The following is a 17,926-nucleotide window of genomic DNA, read 5'->3' on the forward strand; positions in this document are numbered from 1 at the left end:
GCCGACGGTGCGTTGTACTGCCATGAATAGGGGCCGGTCCTTTTTTCAAAAGGGACCAATGGCCCTATTTCTGAGCCTGCTTAGCGTATGCGTGATTTCTGGCTTAGAGCGCGTTTGAGAAGGATTCCCAAGGCGGCTTTGGCGTGATTCATAGGGCGTCGGACCAACGACGCGAGCCGACGCCCGATGCCGAAAAGGAAGCCGCCCGTGAGGCGGCGCTACGATACCGATCTGACCGACGCCCAGTGGGACCTGATCGCGCCCGGGGAAACCAAGGGACAACGTCTACATCGAGACGTTCAGCGGGTCGCTGCGCGACGAATGCCTGAACATCCACTGGTTCCGGTCCATCGCCGAGGCTAGGCGGCCGATCGAGGCCTGGCGGAGGGACCATAATGATAGGCGCCCTCACTCGGCTCTCGGTAATCTGACCCCGCCGGAATATCTTGCCGGGGCAAGGATTTCGCTGCCCCCGATCGGGGGCAGCGAAGCCCGAAGCTAACGCCGGACCTGGACCACCAAACCCAAGCGCAATATTTTCAAGAGCGACGATAGGCATTCCCCGACCTAAGGGCTGGTGTGATCCGCCCCACCTACCTCCTTGATGAAGGCGAGCAGGAGCGTGCTGAGCCGAACCGGCTGCTCCTGTTGGACCCAGTGACCGGCGCCGTCGATCAGCTCGATGCCACCCATCCTCGTTGCCACCTTCGTCCTCATAAGATCGACCGCGCCCGGCGCCGAATAGGTGCCCCAATCGCTCTTCCCGCCGATGAAGAGCGACGGGACATCGATCGTCTTGCCCGAAAACAGGCGCAACTCAGCGTTTAGGTCAGGATCGGAATAGACGCGATAAGTCTGCAGGGCGCCTTGAAATCCAGTGCGGCCATACTCCTCCGTGTACACTCCAAGTTCCGGCTCGGTGAGCCATTTGCAGGCCTGGACCTCAGCGGCGGAAGGTTGGAATGGAGCCACGGTCTGGGGCATCGTCTTACCGAGATCCATGACGTAATAGGTGGGCATTTGTGCAAGGTCTATGGCGGTTCGCCCCTTCAACGGATGCGGCTTATTTCCCGGCCAGTCAGCGCTCTTGACGTAGAAAAATGCGCGAAGAAACGCGTGTAAACCTTGAGGGGGGTGCCACATGTCATCGTTCGCCTCCCGTGTGCTCAAGTATTGTTGATAAGACACTCTGGGCGGATCGAGCGCCGCCAGCGCGGCCGCTAACTTTTGATTTTCAGTGTTCGGTTGAACCGACGATGGCTCGCTTTCCGCGGTGTTGAACGGAAGCGCCGGCGGACCGGGGAACGGTGCGCTCATCAGCACCACCGAGGGAAAGACGTCAGGTCGGGCTAGCGCACAATAGGCCGCCACGGGCGAGCCGAAGTCGTGCCCGACGAGCATCGCCGTACGCCGATACCCCAATGCCGAAACCAATCCGAGGGCGTCGCGCGTCATATTCAAGAGGCTGAAGGGCTCTAGCTGGGCGTCATAGCCGTTCACCCAACCGGTGGTGCGGCCAAAACCCCGCTGGTCGGGCGCCACGACATGGTACCCGGCGTCAGCCAGAATTGGGATCAGGTGTCGCCAGCCGTAAGCCAAATCCGGAAAGCCGTGCAAAAGCAGCGCGAGCGGCCGGCCGGGGCTTTCGTAACCGGCCTCGAGAATATGGACATCGAGGCCGTTGACCCCATGGATCATGCGCGAGCGGACCCCCTTGGGAAGCGTTCCCCCGCCATATGATGATGTAGTCAAATCGATTCCTCCTATGGGGTTTGCGCGGGCCGGTCGAAGTGAAGCCGCAACCAGGCTGGCCGCGCCCATCGCTAAGACGGCTCGTCGGGACGCCGATGGCTTGAAACTAACTGGATGACTCATGACGAAACGCACCGTCCGCGTGCAAGCGCTCTCTTCAGCTTCAGCGACAACGCACGCGACGAACAATTCACACGGCGGCCAGGCAATCGAGGACGATTAGCCCCGAAACGAAGACGCTCGGCATAGGGTGAACCAGGAAACCCGCGTGCTTCGTCTCTCGTTATTCCTGCCGCAATTTGGGTACGCTGCGCATCACTGAACGAACCTTCTTGGCTTAGGATTCGGTAGAGGGGCATCGCCGGACTCCTTCTATGGCGACCACCATAGTATGGTGATCGCCATAGCGGCGTCAAGCGAAACGTGTTATGTTCACGGCATGCCACGTAAGACTGACGCCCGCGCTCGCGCGATTGCCACGGCCGAACGACTGTTTCGCATCCAAGGCTACACTGCGACCGGATTGATCCAGATCCTTGAAGAAAGCGGCGCGCCTAAAGGATCGTTCTACTTTCACTTTCCACGCGGCAAGACACAGCTCGCAGAAGAAGCAATCGATCATTACGTTGCGAGTAGAATTGCTGTATTGCGGAATATCTCGGCGAATACGACGGGTGATGCTCTGAATTTTGTTCATCAGATTTTCGGCACATTCGCGGCCGAAATGGTCGCCTCCGATTTCCAGTATGGATGTCTAATGCAAAATCTGGCGAATGAGCTGCCCGCGCTCGACGCTGAGCTGACCAAACGGGTAGCGCGCGGATTTGTTGATTCGACCGAGATTGTTGCGGAGCATTTTAGGGGGTGCGGTTTCGCTCCCGCGCGCGCATCCTCTACCGCAGCCGCATTGGTAGCCGCCCTCGAAGGCGCGCGAACGATCGCCCGCCTGGAACGCACGCCGGCTATATTCGAGGCGCTGGCGGATGTTAGTGTCCAGAGGTGGGCTGCCCCCGAGGGGTGATCCGGGTCCAATGTTCTCGCCCGGGCGTAGAAAGTCGATCCGGACGCTGTAGTGATAGGGGAAGACCGGTGAGCCGATGGTGGAGCGCACCCCTCGTCTCATATCCAGCTATTCATTGTCCATTCGAGTTTTAGTCGGCATACCCAGTTGACCCAGTTTTGGATGCGGGAAGCACAGCTTTCTTTGCTGTCCGCCGCTCACTCAGTATCAGGATTAAAGATCAAATCTTTGGGGCGTCCACTGGTTATAGTCGCTTCCCAATCGTCAGTCCCGCCATCCTCAAAACTGAAATCAATCGCCGGTTCTTTCCCGGAATTTCGATAATCGATAGTGGTGCTCATGGGCAGGTTATTGAGGCCGTGAAACGACGCGCTGAATGGTCCTACCCACGCGCGAGTAGCGGCGAGGAGCTGCCTATTGGCTGCATCGGCAGAAGCTTTGATAGGGCCATAAGCCCTCTCCATTTCGTTCAATTGCAGTTTGATACAATGAGCGTGAGACCGGTAAAAACAACGGTAGCAATAAGAGCGGCTACAGATAGCCGCTCTACCGGCTTCTTTCTTCTTTCGCTTGCCTCTTGTTGGTCTCTATATTCTTTAAGTTCGTCGACGATATTAGCGAGTGGAACGGCAAGCAAACTTACATCTTTAAGAGTCTCGCTCTGATGATTTGCTTCTGCGCTCTCAAGCGCATTTTCTGTGGTGTTTTTGATCTCAGCATTCCATGAAGGCGGCATCATGCTTTTTTGTTCCGAAGCGTCCGCTTTAGATGAATCTTATAGCGAGCGCTATTATCACTTCTAGTTGCGCCCTCTTGAATTACAAGGCAACCCGTCGGGTGCCCGGTTGCCAACACCAGGAGCCATTGCCGGCGCGCCCTTCAGGCTCTGATGCTCGCGGATCATGCGTTAGCCGATCTGATTTGCCCGTCGTACCAATGTGCCGCACTTGATCTTTTCGCCAAATCACCGGCATCTCCCGCGCCGTCCCGCACCCGAAAGAGGGGCGCTTCGCGATCGTCACGAACGTTGGGTGCGGGATGCGATGGACGTGGGCGGCATCAGAAGACGAGTGGTGCGGCCGCGGACGGCGAAGTCGTGTGGTCCTGACGCCCCGACGCTGGCGTCAAGTTGCGCAGAGGTGTCTGCGCGATGACGGTGACAACAAAGCCCGGTCACCGGGGAGAGCACGAAGGAAACCGTTAAAACCATTGCGCAGGGAATGCCGGTTGATGGCGTTGAACCTGTGGCGACTACGCTCGTGTGCTTTTTTACTTGCACACGGGGCTATGGGTGCGGCGCGCATCCGGTATTCCCTGCGCCCTCTTCTTTCGGAGGGTCATGTCGATGCATCACCCGGACGCGCCAGTGTCGCGGGATTGCGGATGTGTGCCATCGCAAAGGAACGGAGCTAACCACGTTGTCATTCCGGACGGCGCGAAGCGACGATCCGGAATCTCGAGATTCCGGGTTCGCTCATTGCATTCGCGCCCCGGAATGACGAGGGCCGGGTTGCTCCTCGCAATGACGGCTTGGCTGTTTGAAATTCGAACCGGAAACTCAGCGCATGCGTTAGCGGCGATCGGCCCGCGAGCTGTTACGCCGCGGCCGCCGTCACCACCTGCGCCAGCAATTGCTCGCGCTTGGACTGCGAACGATAGCCCTTCATGGTCGCCGCAAAACGTTCGAGGATGCCATCTTCGAACGCGGTGACGATGGTGTCGTGGACGTAGCTCTTGCGGCAGATCGCCGGCGTGTTCGACAGTTCGTCGGCCGCGGCGCGAACGGCGTCCAGCACCTGCTTGCGCCGGCCGCGGGCGCTCGCCGCCGGCGAAATCCGCGACAGCGATTCCAGCACGACCGCCGACGCCATCAGCGTGCGAAAATCCTTCAGCGAAATCTTGATGCCGGCGATCTCGCGCAGAAAGGCATTGACCGACGTGGTCGAGACGCCGCGGACATTGCCGAAAGGATCGCGATACTGGAACATTCGCTTGCCCGGCACGCCGCGCAGAATGCCGATGGCGCGCACCAGCTTGGCCGCGTCGCATTCCTTGCGAACGGCCTTGCCGCCCTTGGCCTTGAAGGCCAGCACCACGCTATCGTCCTCGATCACGACGTTGGACTTCAACAGCGTGGTGGCGCCGCGGGTGCCGTTGAGGCGGGCATAGGATTCATTGCCCGGCCGGATCGCGGTGCGGGCAATCAGCTCGATCACCGCCGACAGGGCGAACTCGCGGGTCGGCTCGTCGCCCGACAGATGCATCGAGACATTGCGCCGGATCTTCGGCAGCGCCGCGACCAGTTTCCCAAGGCGATGCGCCTTGCGATGCTCGCGGACCTTCTCCCAATCAGCATGATAGCGATATTGCAGCCGGCCCGCGGCATCGCGGCCGACGGCCTGCAGATGCGAGGCCGGATCCGGCGAGTAGCGGACTTCGGCATAGGCCGGAGGCACCGCCATCGAATTCAGGCGCTTGATGGTGCCAACGTGGCGGATCGGCGTTCCGTTGGCGCGAACGAATGAATAGCCCTTGCCGCGCTTGATACGGCGGATCGTCAATTCATTCTGATCGCCGAGCTTCAGGCCCAGTTCCTGGGCCAGCGCTTCGACCGAGGCCGTGGCCGCTATCTTGGGGGTCGATGCGGGAGATTTGGGCCATTGCCCGAGCGCTTTTGCCAGAGCGACTGCAGGATCGGCGGAAACGGGCCGCGTAGCCTCGAAATTCTGCTGATCCATCATAATTTTAGACGCCTTGCTCCGACTGTTGTCCCGCTAATGCCGATTCTCGGTCTTTGGTTCCGGGGGGCTCGTTGGCCCTCGGGGAGGCCATTTAGGCGGTAACCAAGGCCATTGCGAGTCCCGAGTCTTTGGTCGTCGGTTATTAGATACCGGTAATAGCACCCATTCGCGCGATAACGTTGATTTCGGACTGACGTAAAACGCGAAAGTGATGGCTCGGTCGGCCAATGCCCGACGTCGCATCCACAAAACCGACCAAGGTCGCAGGGGTTTCCGCCTTGTCCACGCCCTGCCCGGCGACGCATAATCATCGCAACAATGAAGACGGCCGATGGTCGCCGCGTTCACTGGTCGGAAGGGTGGAGGGTACGATGTCCGAGAAGGTTTATGACGTAAGTGCGGAATGGGCCAAGCGCGCCTTCATCGACCAGGCCAAGTACCGCGAAATGTATGCGCGCTCGACCAGCGATCCCAAGGGCTTCTGGGGCGAGCAGGCCAAGCGGCTCGACTGGATTGAGCCTTTCACCAAGGTCGATAACGCCTCCTTCGCGCCGGGCAACATCTCGATCAAATGGTTCGAGGACGGCGTCCTCAACGTCGCCTGGAACTGCATCGACCGCCATCTCGACAAGCGCGGCGACCAGACCGCCATCATCTGGGAAGGCGACGATCCCTCGCAGTCGAAGCACATCACCTATCGCGAGCTGCACGACGAGGTCTGCAAGATGGCCAACGTCCTGCGCACCCGCAATGTCAGCAAGGGCGACCGCGTCACGATCTATCTGCCGATGATTCCGGAAGCGGCCTATGCGATGCTGGCCTGCGCGCGGATCGGCGCGATCCATTCAGTGGTGTTCGCAGGCTTCTCGCCCGACAGCCTTGCCCAGCGCATCACCGATTGCAAATCCAAGATCGTCATCACGGCCGACGAAGGCCTGCGCGGCGGCAAGAAGGTGCCGCTGAAGGCCAATGTCGATGCCGCGATCGCGAAAGCCAGCGGCGTCGACTGGGTCGTCGTGGTCAAGCACACCGGCGCCGCCGTCGACATGAATCCGACGCGCGATTTCTGGTATCAGGACGCGGCTGAGATGGTGACGACGGAATGCCCGTGTGAACCGATGAGCGCGGAGGATCCGCTGTTCATCCTCTACACGTCGGGCTCGACCGGCCAGCCCAAGGGCGTGCTGCACACGTCGGGCGGCTATCTCGTGTTCGCGTCGATGACGCATCAATATGTGTTCGACTATCACGATGGCGATATCTACTGGTGCACCGCCGACGTCGGCTGGGTCACCGGCCACAGCTACATTCTCTATGGACCGCTCGCGAACGGCGCGACCACGCTGATGTTCGAAGGTGTGCCGAACTACCCTGACAATTCGCGATTCTGGAATGTCATCGACAAGCACAAGGTCAACATTTTCTACACCGCGCCGACCGCGATCCGCGCCCTGATGCAAAGCGGCGATGCGCCGGTGAAGAAGACTTCGCGCAAGAGCCTTCGATTGCTGGGCAGCGTCGGCGAGCCGATCAACCCGGAAGCGTGGGAATGGTATTATCGCGTCATCGGCGACGAGCGTTGCCCGATCGTCGATACCTGGTGGCAGACCGAAACCGGCGGCATTCTGATTACGCCGCTGCCCGGCGCGACCAAACTCAAGCCGGGTTCGGCGACCCAGCCATTTTTCGGCGTGGTGCCGGAGATTGTCGACGCCGACGGCAAGGTGCTGGAGGGTGAAACGTCAGGCAATCTGTGCATCGCGCGATCCTGGCCGGGCCAGATGCGCACGGTCTATGGCGATCACGCCCGCTTCGAGCAGACCTACTTCTCGACCTACAAGGGCAAATACTTCACCGGTGACGGCTGCCGCCGGGACGCCGATGGCTATTACTGGATCACCGGCCGCGTCGACGACGTGATCAATGTCTCCGGCCATCGCATGGGCACCGCCGAAGTCGAGAGTTCGCTGGTGGCGCATGACGCGGTGTCGGAAGCCGCCGTCGTCGGCTACCCCCACGACATCAAGGGCCAGGGCATCTACGCCTATGTGACGTTGATGACTGGCACGGAGCCGAGTGACGCGCTACGCAAGGAATTGGTCGCGTGGGTGCGCAAGGACATCGGCCCGATCGCGTCTCCCGACCTGATCCAGTTTGCCCCGGGCCTGCCTAAAACCCGCTCCGGCAAGATCATGCGCCGCATCCTGCGCAAGATCGCCGAGGACGAGCCGGGCAGTCTGGGCGATACTTCGACACTGGCGGATCCCGCCGTGGTGGACGACCTGGTGCAGCATCGCCAGAACAAGAAGGGCGCGGGAGCTTAAGGTTTCCCGCTGGAGGGGCTCATGCGCTTGCGTTTCGGTCGCGCCGCGGCGGCGACACTCATTGTCATATCCGGCATCGGGCTCGCCTCGCCGAGCGCGAGGGCTGCAAATCTCGATGAAGCCTGCGGCGGACCTGACAAAATAACCTGCAATTCGGCGCTGTGGTGCCGGAAGGCGGCCGGACAATGCAGCGCGCCCGACGCGGCGGGGACCTGCGAAAAAGCGCCGGACTTTTGCATGCGGGTGTCCCGACCGGTTTGCGGCTGCAACGGCAAGACCTACCAGAATGAGTGCGACGCGCGGCACGCCAAGGTGGCGGTCGACTATACCGGCGCTTGCAAGAAATCGCCCTCAACGGAAACTGCCCCGGCAGCCAAGCCCGTGGCTAAGAAAAAGAAGAAGGCTCCGAAAGCGAGCAATTAGCCAGAACCGATCGCGACCTTCCCCGAAAGCGAAGTCCACGGGTGTCTCACGACATTGTCAGTGGCAACGTGCCTTAGCCGCGTGTTTCCGGCCGGGTGTTGTTTTCAGGTCATTTACTTTGTTTCGAACATTTTCTTTGTTCCCCCCGTCAAACCAGCCCAAACGCACACGGTGAAAACCGCCTGGTTAATGCATGCGGTTAAAAATGCGTGGGCGGATGAAAGTTTGGACTGGGATATGAGGGCCCGGCAGGGGCGTTGGAAGCAAAGTGGAGAGATTGATGTCGCTGAGGATTGCGGTGGCACTGGCGGCCACCATCGGGGCGGGCGCGTTGATATCGAGTGCGGCCGAGGCGCGGCCGGAAATGGTCGGTGTGCAAGGCGATTACACGCCGGGAACGATCGTGGTGAAAACCAATGAGCGTCACCTTTATCTCATTCTCGACGACGGCCACGCCATGCGGTACCCAGTCGGCGTCGGCAAGGCCGGCAAGCAATGGGCCGGCGTCACCCGCATCAACGGCAAATATCTCAACCCCGCCTGGTCGCCACCGGCCGAGGTCAAGCACGACAAGCCTTCGATCCCGGACGTTATCCCCGGTGGCTCGCCGCAAAATCCGATGGGCGTCGCGGCGATGACGCTGGCGGGTGGAGAATACGCGATCCACGGCACCAACGTGCCCAATTCGGTCGGCGGATTCGTCTCTTACGGCTGCATTCGCATGCTGAACCCGGATATCAGCGATCTCTACCAGCGCGTTTCCGTCGGCACGACCGTCGTCGTGACGCGCTGATCTGGATTTTCCAGGGAATGCAGAAGCCCGCGCATCGGCGCGGCTTCTTTGTCGTAACCCGCGGCCTTGCTTTTGCGGCGCGACCGGATCTTCAAAAATCCGAAGCGATGCCTTTGCTCTCCCAGTCGCCGTAGCGCGTGGGTTCCGGTCCCTTCGGGCCCTGAAATTCCTTGGCCATCGGATGCGCGTTCGCCTCGGCGGCTTTCCGCCGCGCTTCGGCTTCGGCAAGCGCCCGCTTGGCGGCCGGCGACAGCTGCTTGGGTTCCAGCCCTGATGATGCCGCCGTTGACGGCGGCGAAAGATTGTCAGTCATCACTCGGTTTCCGGCTATCCGCACCAAAATACTTCGGTATGAACATCATACTTGAACTGTGAAATCATGAAGGCGATTCTTATATTTGGCATATTCGCATGTCACAGGTGTCTTCTTTCCGGTGACGGCCGAATTCGCTGAATCACCGTCGCTTCTCCCGAGATTGTTCCCGCACCGATGCCTCCTCAACGATTCGCATTGCCATCCGAAGTGCCTGGTCTCGCGGCGCGGCGGATCGCAGCGGATATTCTTGACGGCGTATTGCAAAAGCACCGCACCCTCGACGATCAGCTCGACGGCGCCGGCGCGCATCCCGGGTTGAAAACGCTCTCCGACCGTGACCGCGCCCTGATGCGGCGGCTGGTGGCGACCACCTTGCGACGGCTTGGCACCCTGGGCCATCTGCTGTCGCGGCTGCTCGATCGTGGCGTTCCGACCGACGCGCCGCGGGCGCAGAGCGCGCTTCTGATCGGCGCCGCGCAAATTCTCTGGATGGATGTGCCCGATCATGCGGCTGTCGATCTCTCCGTAAGGTTGGTGCAGTCGGACCGGCGCGCCGCGAAATATGCCGGCCTGGTCAACGCCGTGCTGCGCCGTTGCGCGCGCGAAGGAGCGCCGCTGATCGACGAGGTCAAGTCCGAGAGACTTGATATTGCGCCATGGCTCTTGCAGCGCTGGACCGCCCAGTACGGTGAGGCCGTTGCGCGCGACATCGCCACCTCGATCGGCCATGAGCCCTCGTTCGACATCACCGTGAAGTCCGATGCCGCGCAATGGGCAAGCCGCCTGCATGGCGAAGTGCTGCCGACGGGTTCGGTACGCACGCTGTTGCAGGGCTCGGTGACGATGCTGCCGGGATTCACGGAAGGACAGTGGTGGGTGCAGGACGCTGCCGCCGCATTGCCAGCACGCTTGTTCGGTGACGTCGCCGGCAAAACCATCGCCGATCTCTGCGCCGCACCCGGCGGCAAGACCGCCCAGCTTGCGCAAGCCGGCGCCCAAGTCGTCGCGGTCGATCGCTCGTCAAATCGCATGGCGCGGCTGCGCGACAATCTCGCGCGGCTCGCCCTGAATGCTGAAGCCGTGGTGACCGATGCCGCTGAATGGCAGGGCGGAAATAACAAGGAAGGCTTCGACGGTATCCTGGTCGACGCACCCTGTACCTCGACCGGCACGATCAGGCGTCACCCCGACATCGGCTGGCTGCGGCAGGAGGGCGACATCGCCGCGCTGACGGCGCTGCAGAAGCGATTGCTGCAACGGGCGACCGCGCTGCTGAAGCCGGGCGGGACGCTGGTCTACTGCACCTGCTCGCTGGAGCAGGAAGAAGGCGAACAGGCGGTATCGGCTTTTCTGGCCACCGAATCGTCGATGCGCCGCGTGCCGATCGACGCCGGCGAGGTCGCGGGCCTCACCGAGATCATCACCGCGGATGGCGGTCTGCGTACGCTGCCGTGCCATCTGCCGCGGGACGAGCCCAGGCTGGGCGGGCTCGACGGCTTTTACGCCGCGCGTCTGGTTAAATCCTGATTTTGCACCATATTTGCCTGCCGGGCCGCTGATTCGCGCGGTTTCAAGGTGGTGTCTCGCTGGCGTTTCCGGATTAAAAGGATTCGCAGAGAATCCTCCCCTCAAGGCAACGCTCAGGGCAAGGCGTGTCGGTCGCTCAACGCAGACGTATTTCGACGCTGGTTATGGGCCGCTTCGCGCGGAACGTAGTCGCGCGCGCGAGCGGCGGCTCGGTGGCGCTGGCGCGGCTGTGGCCGGGCCGCACCGATCGCCTCATCATCGCCCCGCACGACCTGCGCACCGCGGATGCCACCCGCGCCGCCGAAATCTATGCCGGCCGCTTTGTGTTCGCGGGCAAGATCGTGACCTGCCATGGACGCTCGATCTTCGATCTCGAGCCACCTTCCGAAGATTGGGAGGTGGCGCTGCTCGGTTTCGGATGGCTGCGGCATTTGCGCGCGGCCGATACCGCGCTGACCCGGGCCAACGCCCGCGCGCTGGTCGATGACTGGATCTCGAACCCGGTCAGCAAACGCGCCGTAGGCCGCCGTGCCGATGTGATGGCCCGCCGCGTGATCTCGCTGCTGTCGCAAGCGCCGCTGGTGCTCGGCGATACCGACGGCAAGTTCTACCGGCGATATTTACGCGGACTGGCGCGCGAGATCCGCTATCTGCGCTACACCATGCTCGACGCGGCGGACGGCGTGCCGCGGCTGCAGGTGCTGATCGCGCTTTGCTACGCCTCGCTCTGCCTCGCCAACCAGGCCGGGCATATCCGCGCCGCCACGCGCAAGCTCTCCGACGAATTGCAGCGGCAAATCCTCCCCGATGGCGGGCACATCTCGCGCAATCCCGGCGCACTGATCGAGCTGTTGATCGACCTGTTACCGCTGCGACAGACCTTCGCCGCCCGCAACATCGCGCCACCGCCGGCGCTGCTGAACGCGATCGACCGCATGATGCCGATGCTGCGCTTCTTCCGTCACGGCGACGGCAGCTTTGCGCTGTTCAACGGCATGAGCAGCGCGCCTTCCGATCTGCTGGCGACGCTGCTCGCTTACGACGATACCCACGGCGTGCCGATGGCGAACATGCCGCACACCGGCTATCAGCGGCTGGACGCCGGCGCGATGACGGTCATCATGGATACCGGTCCGCCGCCGCCGGCGAATGTCAGTCAAGATGCCCATGCCGGCTGCCTTTCGTTCGAATTGTCGGCCGGACCGAGCCGGATCGTCGTCAATTGCGGCATGCCGGCGACCGGCCGCGACAACTGGCGCCCCTTTGCGCGCAGCACAGTTGCGCATTCGACGCTGGCTTATCACGAGACTTCGTCCTGCCAGTTCGTCGAACTCTCGGCCATGAAACGGCTGCTGCAGGGCGCGCCCGTCATCAGCGGTCCCGCCCATGTCGACAGCTATCGCGAGGCCGTCGCCAATGGCGAGCTTTTGACCACGTCGCATGATGGCTATCTCGCGCGATTTGGCGTGGTGCATCGTCGCGTGCTCATGGCCGCGCGTGACGGCTCCAGGCTTGACGGCGAGGACACGCTGTCGCCGGCGCCGGGCGGGCGCATCAAAGGCCGCGACACCGACTACGCGCTGCGGTTTCACCTGCATCCTTCGGTCAAGGCAAGCCGGCTCAGCGACGCGCGCGGCGTGATGCTGGTGCTGCCGAACCGTGACGTCTGGACCTTTGAGGCGCTGGACGACAGGGTCGAGCTGGAAGACAGCGTATTCCTGGCCGGGAACGACGGCCCTCGCCGCACCGCCCAGATCGTGATCCGGCAGCACGCGCTGCACGCCTCCTCGATTCGCTGGAGCTTTGTTCGCTCAGCGGCCTCAGCCTCGACGGCAACGGCCCGGCGCAATGCCCGCCGCGAGCCCGAATTGCCGCTATAAAATTTGCGGCAACAGACCTCGCATGCCGCCACCCCCGGTTTCGTGACCGACAAAACCGTGCTACCGGGCTGGCTTATTCCACAGGACATTAAGCTATGACCGACCATCCGCGCCGCGCAACCCGCGCTTTGCTATCCGTGTCCGATAAATCCGGACTGATCGAATTCGCCCGCGCGCTTTCAGGCCATGGCGTCGAGCTGGTCTCGACCGGTGGCACCGCCAAGGCGATCGCCGCCGCAGGGTTAAAGGTCAAAGACGTCTCGGAACTGACGGGCTTTCCGGAGATGATGGATGGACGGGTCAAGACCCTGCATCCCAAGGTACATGGCGGGCTGCTCGCGATCAGGGACAATGCTGAGCATGCGCGATCGATGAAGGATCACGGCATCGCGCCGATCGATCTTCTGGTCGTCAATCTCTACCCGTTCGAGGCGACCGTCGATAAAGGCGCCGGCTTCGAGGAATGCATCGAGAATATCGACATTGGCGGGCCCGCGATGATCCGCGCGGCGGCCAAGAATCATGACGATGTCGCCGTCGTCGTCGAAGCGCAGGATTATCAGGCCGTGCTCGACGAACTCGCCGCCAACAAGGGCGCGACCACGCTGACGCTGCGCCGCCGTCTCGCCGCCAAGGCCTATGCCCGCACCGCAGCCTATGACGCCGCGATCTCGAACTGGTTCGCATTGCAGCTCAAGACCGATGCGCCGGATTTTCGCGCGTTCGGCGGCCGGCTGATCCAGGCGCTGCGCTACGGCGAAAACCCGCACCAAAACGCCGCCTTCTATCGCACACCCGACAAGCGCCTGGGCGTCGCCACTGCGCGACAATTGCAGGGCAGGGAACTGTCGTACAACAACATCAACGATACCGATGCGGCCTATGAATGCATCGCCGAGTTCGACCCCGCGCGGACGGCGGCTTGCGTCATCGTCAAGCACGCCAACCCCTGCGGCGTCGCCGAGGGCGCCGACCTCGTCACCGCCTACCGTCGGGCGCTGGCCTGCGATTCGACCTCAGCCTATGGCGGCATCGTTGCCGTCAACCGGACGCTGGATGCCGACGCCGCGCGTGCCATCACCGAAATCTTCACCGAGGTGATCATCGCACCCGAGGCGACCGAGGAAGCCATCGCCATCGTCGCGGCGCGGCGAAACCTGCGGTTATTGCTGGCGGGCGGACTGCCCGATCCGCGTGCGAGTGGCCTGACCGCAAAGACCGTCGCCGGCGGCCTTTTGGTACAGAGCCGCGACAACGCGGTTGTTGACGACATGACGCTGAAAGTCGCAACCAAGCGCGCCCCTACTGAAGCCGAACTTCACGACCTTAAATTCGCGTTCCGCGTCGCAAAGCACGTCAAATCGAACACCATCATCTACGCAAAGGATCTTGCCACCGTCGGCATCGGCGCGGGCCAGATGAGCCGGGTCGATTCCGCACGCATCGCCGCGCGCAAGGCGCAGGATGCGGCGAACGAATTGAAGCTCGCCGAGCCGCTGACCAGGGGCTCCGTCGTCGCCTCGGACGCGTTCTTTCCGTTCGCCGATGGCATGCTGGCCTGCATCGAGGCCGGCGCCACCGCCGTGATCCAGCCCGGCGGGTCAGTCCGCGATGACGAAGTCATCAAGGCCGCCGACGATCACGGCATCGCGATGGTGCTTACCGGAGTGCGGCATTTCCGGCATTGATATAGGGACGTCATTCCGGGGCGATGCAGCACATCGAACCCGGAATCTCGCGCCGTATCACGACGTGCAATGGTGCATCCGGGAATGACGGTAACTAATCCCGCACCCGCGCCAGCAGCGCCAATCCCGTTACGAAAAACAACACCAGCACCGCCATCCCGGCCTTCTGGCTTTCCGTCACTGCCGTGATGATTCCGATCAGCAGCGGCCCGACGAACGACGTCACCTTTCCAGTCAGCGCGAACAGCCCAAAATACTGCGCGATGCGGTCTTTCGGCGCGATCCTGATCAACAGCGAGCGCGACGCCGCCTGCAAGGGAGCGCCGACCGCGCCGATCAGGCATCCGAGCACGAGATAGGCGCGCTCCGCGGCTGACGCGAACAGCGCGCCACCCGGCACTGGCGGCGTCACCTGGACGAACAGCACGCTGTCCTTGTCGACGAGCAGAATCCCCACGATCGCAAGCAGCAGGATCAGCATGCTGCCGGCGATCACATATTTCGGCCCTAACGCATCATCGAGTTTACCGCCGAGCCATCCGCCCAACGTGCCGGCGATCGCGAGAATGATGCCGAAGGTGCCAATCTCAATCGTGTTCCAGCCGAACGTGCCGGCGGCATAGATGCCACCGAACGCAAACAGCGAAACCAGCCCATCGGTATAGATCATGTTGGCGAGCAGAAACGCCGCCATCGACTTCCGATGCGGCAATTCGCGCAATGTATCGCGCAGTTCAACCAGTCCCTTGCGCAGCGCATCGCGCAAGCCGCGTTTGGCGGGATAATCGGGCGTCCACAAAAACATCGGCAGCACGAAGATGACGAACCAGATCCCGGTCAAAGGACCGGTAATGCGATCGCCCTGATGCGTGACGGGGTCGAGACCGAACAGCGGCTTGAACCCGAACAATGTGCGTCCGCTCTCGGGACTGGCCGCGAGAAAACCGAGCACGAGGACGAGGCTCACGATGCCGCCGATATAGCCGGTGGCCCAGCCGGTGCCGGACAGGCGCCCGATTTTGTCCGGCGGCACCAGCGTCGGCATCATCGCATTGTTGAAGACGGTGGCGAATTCAACACCGACGGTCGCGATCCCGTAGGCGAGCAGCAGTGGGGGAATGACGCTGACATCGCCGGGCTTCCCAAACCACATCAGGCAGGAGCCGATCACCAGCAGCGCGCCGAATGCCGCGATCCATGGCTTGCGGCGGCCGCTGGCGTCCGCCACCGCGCCCAGCACCGGCGACATCAGCGCGATCAGCAGACCCGCGGCCGCGGTCGCAAAACCCCACAGCGACTGGCCGCTTGCGGGATCGGCAGCGATATGAGTCGCGAAATAGGGTGCGAACACGAAAGTGGTGATCAGCGTAAAATAAGGCTGCGCCGCCCAATCGAAGAAAATCCAGCTGATGACCGCGGCACGCGGGGGATAATTCATCATCGCGCTGCCTGCGTCCGTGGTTGTGATCGCCATGCCCGAAATATCCTGCCTGGTCACGAGGAGGCGTTTTGCCTGCCGGAGTCGAACCCATATAGCATTGGGCACTGCAACGGCCGTATCTCGTTAACCCGAGGCAAAATTTTGATGACCTATGCCTTGCCGACTCCCTCGCCGATTTGGCGCCGAATCATCGCGGGTGTGCTGCTCACCGCCGCGTTTTGTCTGCCCGCGGCCGCCCAGGAGCAGCATCGTGGCTTTTATACGCCGCCCGCCGCCGGCACCGTGCACGCCATCGCCGCCGAACACGGCATGGTGGTCGCACAGGAGAAGATCGCGGCGCGGATCGGCGCCGACGTGCTGAAGCGGGGCGGCAACGCGGTCGATGCCGCGGTGGCGACCGGTTTCGCGATGGCCGTGACCTATCCGCGCGCAGGAAACATCGGCGGCGGCGGTTTCATGGTCATTCACTCGGCCGAACGCCACGAGGATATCGCGATTGACTATCGTGAGACCGCGCCGGCTGCGACAACGTCCACGATTTTTTTGGGGCCGGATGGCAAGCCCGATCCGGCAAAGTCGCGCGACTCCGCGCTCGGCATCGGTGTCCCCGGCACCCCGGCGGGACTGGCGCTGGCGCTGGAAAAATACGGCTCGGGAAAATTCACGCTGGCGGACGTGCTGCGACCGGCGATTGATCTCGCGCGCAACGGCGTCGTCCTCGCCGACGACAGCGCCGATACACTGCCGGACTGGTATCGGCGGCTGGCGCGCTGGCCTGCATCGGCAAAAATCTTTTCCCGCGCCGACGGCACCTCACTGCGCGAAGGCGACACGCTGGTGCAGACCGATCTGGCGGCAACGCTCACAGCGATTGCCGAGCAAGGCACGCGCGGATTTTACCAAGGTCCTGTTGCTGAAAAGCTGGTCAAAGGGGTTCGCGACGCCGGCGGCATCATGACGTCGGATGATCTCAAATCCTACCAGGCCGTGATCCGCGCTCCCGTGCGCGGCAGCTATCGCGGCTATGACATCATATCTATGCCGCAGCCATCTTCAGGCGGCGTCGTGCTGCTGGAGACCTTGAACATCCTCGAGGGCTTTCCGATGGCCGAGATGAAGCAGGGCTCCGCCCCCTCGCTGCACCTTTTGATCGAGGCGATGAAGCGCGCTTATGCCGATCGTGCGCGTTATCTCGGCGATCCCGCCTTCGTCAACGCACCGGTCGCGACGCTGATTTCAAAGGATTACGCGGCCAAGCAGCGCGCCGGCATCGACCCCGACCGCGCAACCCCATGGAAGGATGCGCTGTCGGCGCCGCCGCACGAAGGTGACAACACCACCCATTTCTCAGTCGTCGACAGCAAGGGCAACGCGGTCAGCAACACCTATACGCTTAATTTCAGCTACGGCGTCGGCCTGGTCGCGGAGGGCACTGGCGTTTTGCTCAACAACGAGCTTGACGATTTCACCGCGGCGCCCGGCGCCTCCAACGCCTATGGCCTGGTCGGATTTGAAGCCAATCTGCCGGGTCCGGGAAAGCGTCCGTTGTCGTCGATGTCGCCGACCATCGTGCTGAAGGACGGCAAGCCGGTGCTGGTGACGGGCTCGCCCGGCGGCAGCCGCATCATTTCCACCGTGCTGCAGGTGATCGTCGATGTGCTCGACTATCACATGGACGTCGAAGCAGCGGTCGCGGCGCCAAGGCTGCATCATCAATGGCTGCCGGATGAAGTCCGGATCGAGCGCGGTTTCCCTGATGACGTCATCGCGGCGCTGAAGGCCAGGGGACACAAGGTGGTTGAACCGATGGGCCAGACCTCGGCCAATTCGATCGCCGTAACGGACAACGGATTGCTCGGCGCTCCCGATCCCCGCACCCGGGGCTCGGAAGCGGCGGGAGAGTAGACCGGTCGCGATCTGCCGATTTGCCTGACGACGGCATTGCCGATCGGGATCAATTTGGCGTAATCCGCCCAAGCTGGTCGCTGGAAGTACGCGCCGGTCATGGATTTTCCGAGGA

14 protein-coding genes and 1 pseudogene are annotated in these 17,926 nt (G+C 62.3%); 9 read left to right on the forward strand and 6 right to left on the reverse strand.

What is annotated here, in order from left to right; genetic code table 11:
- Positions 1-256: 256 nt before the first annotated feature.
- Positions 257-502: pseudogene (locus tag BLV09_RS24970) on the forward strand (integrase core domain-containing protein); the annotation flags it as partial.
- 65 nt (positions 503-567) lie between these two features.
- Here BLV09_RS24970 and BLV09_RS24975 read toward each other — a convergent pair.
- A complete protein-coding gene (locus BLV09_RS24975) occupies positions 568-1,698 on the reverse strand; it encodes an alpha/beta fold hydrolase (protein ID WP_146689289.1) in 1,131 nt (376 codons plus the stop codon).
- Between the two features lie 493 nt (positions 1,699-2,191).
- Here BLV09_RS24975 and BLV09_RS24980 point away from each other — a divergent pair, with 493 nt between their 5' ends.
- A complete protein-coding gene (locus tag BLV09_RS24980) occupies positions 2,192-2,773 on the forward strand; it encodes a TetR/AcrR family transcriptional regulator (protein ID WP_197684979.1) in 582 nt (193 codons plus the stop codon).
- 197 nt (positions 2,774-2,970) lie between these two features.
- Here the strand turns inward: BLV09_RS24980 and BLV09_RS24985 are convergent, their stop codons facing one another.
- The 3 genes from BLV09_RS24985 to BLV09_RS24995 all read right to left on the reverse strand — a co-directional run bounded on the left by BLV09_RS24985 (position 2,971) and on the right by BLV09_RS24995 (position 5,514).
- Positions 2,971-3,246: a hypothetical protein gene (locus BLV09_RS24985; protein WP_146689291.1), complete on the reverse strand. Its 276-nt coding sequence runs from the start codon at positions 3,244-3,246 to the stop codon at positions 2,971-2,973.
- Positions 3,243-3,512 carry a hypothetical protein gene (locus BLV09_RS24990; RefSeq protein ID WP_146689292.1) on the reverse strand — a complete coding sequence of 90 codons (270 nt, stop codon included), beginning with the start codon at positions 3,510-3,512 and terminating at the stop codon, positions 3,243-3,245. Before BLV09_RS24990 ends, BLV09_RS24985 begins: the two co-directional genes overlap by 4 nt.
- An 856-nt stretch (positions 3,513-4,368) precedes the next feature.
- Positions 4,369-5,514 carry a DNA topoisomerase IB gene (locus BLV09_RS24995; protein WP_146689293.1) on the reverse strand — a complete coding sequence of 382 codons (1,146 nt, stop codon included), beginning with the start codon at positions 5,512-5,514 and terminating at the stop codon, positions 4,369-4,371.
- Positions 5,515-5,885: 371 nt separating this feature from the next.
- Between BLV09_RS24995 and acs the strand changes: the two genes are divergently transcribed.
- From acs to BLV09_RS25010, 3 genes are all read left to right on the forward strand, one after another.
- Positions 5,886-7,838, forward strand: coding sequence for an acetate--CoA ligase (gene acs, locus BLV09_RS25000; RefSeq protein WP_167558879.1), 1,953 nt, complete (start codon positions 5,886-5,888; stop codon positions 7,836-7,838).
- 21 nt (positions 7,839-7,859) lie between these two features.
- Positions 7,860-8,261, forward strand: coding sequence for a Kazal-type serine protease inhibitor family protein (locus BLV09_RS25005; RefSeq protein ID WP_146689294.1), 402 nt, complete (start codon positions 7,860-7,862; stop codon positions 8,259-8,261).
- A gap of 280 nt (positions 8,262-8,541) precedes the next feature.
- On the forward strand, positions 8,542-9,054 hold the full coding sequence (locus BLV09_RS25010; RefSeq protein WP_100384936.1) for a L,D-transpeptidase: 513 nt from the start codon (positions 8,542-8,544) through the stop codon (positions 9,052-9,054).
- Positions 9,055-9,145: 91 nt separating this feature from the next.
- Here BLV09_RS25010 and BLV09_RS25015 read toward each other — a convergent pair whose 3' ends face one another.
- Complete coding sequence (locus tag BLV09_RS25015; protein ID WP_100384937.1) at positions 9,146-9,367, reverse strand: DUF1674 domain-containing protein; 222 nt, start codon at positions 9,365-9,367, stop codon at positions 9,146-9,148.
- Between the two features lie 177 nt (positions 9,368-9,544).
- Here BLV09_RS25015 and BLV09_RS25020 point away from each other — a divergent pair, with 177 nt between their 5' ends.
- From BLV09_RS25020 to purH, 3 genes are all read left to right on the forward strand, one after another.
- Positions 9,545-10,897, forward strand: a complete 1,353-nt coding sequence (locus BLV09_RS25020) for an RsmB/NOP family class I SAM-dependent RNA methyltransferase (RefSeq protein ID WP_146689295.1) — start codon at positions 9,545-9,547, stop codon at positions 10,895-10,897.
- A gap of 164 nt (positions 10,898-11,061) precedes the next feature.
- Positions 11,062-12,777 (forward strand): heparinase II/III family protein, encoded by a 1,716-nt coding sequence (locus BLV09_RS25025; protein WP_167559096.1) that lies wholly within the window; start codon positions 11,062-11,064, stop codon positions 12,775-12,777.
- A 95-nt stretch (positions 12,778-12,872) separates the two neighbouring features.
- A complete protein-coding gene (gene purH, locus BLV09_RS25030; RefSeq protein ID WP_146689297.1) occupies positions 12,873-14,465 on the forward strand; it encodes a bifunctional phosphoribosylaminoimidazolecarboxamide formyltransferase/IMP cyclohydrolase in 1,593 nt (530 codons plus the stop codon).
- 94 nt (positions 14,466-14,559) lie between these two features.
- On the opposite strand, the gene BLV09_RS25035 is transcribed toward purH, so the two are convergent.
- Positions 14,560-15,939, reverse strand: coding sequence for an MFS transporter (locus BLV09_RS25035; RefSeq protein ID WP_100384941.1), 1,380 nt, complete (start codon positions 15,937-15,939; stop codon positions 14,560-14,562).
- Positions 15,940-16,050: 111 nt separating this feature from the next.
- Here BLV09_RS25035 and ggt point away from each other — a divergent pair, with 111 nt between their 5' ends.
- Positions 16,051-17,811: a gamma-glutamyltransferase gene (ggt, locus tag BLV09_RS25040; RefSeq protein ID WP_146689298.1), complete on the forward strand. Its 1,761-nt coding sequence runs from the start codon at positions 16,051-16,053 to the stop codon at positions 17,809-17,811.
- Positions 17,812-17,926 lie beyond the last annotated feature (115 nt).

The organism is Bradyrhizobium canariense (assembly GCF_900105125.1).
GTDB lineage: Bacteria > Pseudomonadota > Alphaproteobacteria > Rhizobiales > Xanthobacteraceae > Bradyrhizobium > Bradyrhizobium canariense_A.